2 protein-coding genes are annotated in these 2337 nt (G+C 67.1%); both read left to right on the top strand.

The features are described from left to right. Positions 1-1232 (top strand): protein translocase subunit SecD (gene secD, locus ACWELJ_RS33980; RefSeq protein WP_452370155.1); only part of this gene is annotated, 1232 nt, incomplete at its 5' end. Between the two features lie 2 nt (positions 1233-1234). Beyond that, positions 1235-2337: protein translocase subunit SecF (gene secF / locus ACWELJ_RS33975; RefSeq protein WP_452370154.1), on the top strand; the 1103-nt coding region annotated here is incomplete at its 3' end.

Genomic DNA, 2337 nt, shown 5'->3' with positions numbered 1-2337 from the left:
GCTCGGTCGCGCCCAGCACCGAGGCCGCGACGCCGTCGAGCGTGGCGCCGCAGAACCGGGTCTTCCCCGCGCAGGCGCCCACCACGCCGTCCCCGGCGCCGAGCCCGGCCCCGAGCCCGCAGCAACAGCAGCAGGAGATCGCGGCCGCGAAGGCGTTGCGGCAGAGCACCGATCAGGCCGCGCAGCTGCAGGCCATGGCCACCATGGACTGCACCAAGCCGGATCCGCTGCAGGGCAATGACGACCCGAATCTGCCGCTGGTCGCCTGCAGCAGCGACGGCACCGAGGTCTATCTGCTCGACAAGTCCAAGCTGGACGGCCAGGAGATCAAGAACGCGACCGGCACCCTGGATTCGCGGCAGGGCCGCTGGGTGGTCGACGTCGAGTTCAAGTCGAGCGGGTCGGACGCCTGGGGCAAGCTGACCAACGAGTACCTCAACAAGCAGCTGGCCTTCGCGCTCGACACCAAGGTGGTCAGCGCGCCGCGCGTCGAGTCCGGCAACCAGTTCGGCGGCAGCACCCAGATCAGCGGCAACTTCAACGGCACCACCGCCAAGGAGCTCGCGAACTCCCTGAAGTACGGTTCGCTGCCGCTGTCGTTCACCACCTCCGAGGCCGAGACGGTCTCGGCGACCCTGGGCATGTCCTCGCTGCGCGCGGGCCTGATCGCGGGCGCGATCGGCCTGGTGGCCGTGCTGCTGTACTGCCTGCTCTACTACCGGATGCTCGGCTTCCTGGCCGGTTTCTCGCTGCTCGCGGCGGGTGTGGCGGTGTACGCGCTGATCGTGCTGCTGGGCCGCTGGATCGGGTTCACCCTCGACCTGGCCGGTATCGCGGGTCTGATCATCGGTATCGGTATGACCGCCGACTCGTTCGTCGTCTTCTTCGAACGCATCAAGGACCAGATGCGCGAGGGCCGCAGCTTCCGCTCGGCGGTGCCGCGCGGCTGGCAGCGCGCGCAGCGCACCAACCTCTCGGGTAAGACGGTCTCGCTGATCGCCTCCGCGGTGCTGTACCTGCTGGCGGCCGGTCAGGTGAAGGGCTTCGCCTTCACCCTGGGTGTCACCACCGTGCTCGACGTCATCGTCCTGTACCTGGTGACCGCGCCGCTGATGATGCTGGTCTCGAAGTCGCCGTTCTGGGCGAAGCCCTCGGTGAACGGCCTGGGCGCAATTGCAGAGCTGGCACAGGAACGCAAGGCCACCGCCCGCGTTCTGGTGAAGGAGGCGTGATCATGGCCAAGTCCTCTCCCATCATGGTGGATTCCGACTCCGAGCTCGACTACGAGGCCACCCCGGTCGACAAGCGGCACAGCCTGTTCGAGCGGCTCTACACCGGCACCGGCGGTTTCGAGATCGTCGGCAAGCGCAAGGTCTACTACGGCATCGCGGCCGCGCTGATCGCGATCGCGCTGGCCAGCATGGTGTTCAAGGGGTTCACCCTGGGCATCGACTTCGCCGGCGGTTCGCGCATCCAGCTGCCCGCCGCCGACAGCGTCACCACCTCGAAGGTGGAGGACGTCTACCGGGGCGCGCTCGGCCACGACCCGGTGACCGTGCAGAAGGTGGGCTCGGGTTCCTCGGCGACCATCCAGATCCGCTCGGATTCGCTGAGCGCCGAGCAGGCCGACAAGCTGCAGAACGCGCTGTACGACGCGTTCCAGCCGAAGGATTCCAGCGGGCAGCCCAGCCGCAACGCGATCAGCGTCGCCGAGATCAGTGAGACCTGGGGTGGCCAGGTCACCCACAAGGCGTTGCTGGCGCTGGTGGTGTTCGTCGGATTGACCATGCTGTACATCGCGATTCGCTTCGAACGCGATATGTCGTTCGCGGCCATCGCCTCGCTGTTGTTCAACCTGATCGTGACCGCGGGCATCTACTCGCTGGTCGGTTTCGAGGTGACGCCCGCGGCGGTGATCGGTCTGCTCACGATTCTGGGTTACGTGCTCTACGACAACGTGGTCGTCTTCGACAAGGTCGAGGAGAACACCAACGGTGTGCTGCACCTGACCAAGCACACCTACGCGGAGAAGGCGAACCTGGCGGCCAACCAGACCCTGATGCGATCGATCAACACCACCGTGATCGGCATCCTGCCGATCATCGGCATGCTGGTGATCGCGGTGTGGCTGCTGGGCGTGGGCACGCTCAAGGACCTGGCGCTGGTGCAGCTGGTCGGCATGATCGTGGGTGGCTACTCGTCGATCTTCTTCGCCGTCCCGATCCTGGTGTCGCTCAAGGAGACCTGGGGTCCGGTCGCGGCGCACACCAAGAAGGTGCTCAACCGCCGGGCGGGCGGCGCCAAGGCGCGCGCCGGTGTCGCGGCGGCCGAGCGGGC

This window comes from Nocardia sp. NPDC004582 (genome assembly GCF_053602115.1).
The sequence above is the reverse complement of the archived record's forward strand: the minus strand, read 5'-3'. Positions and strand labels throughout refer to the sequence as shown.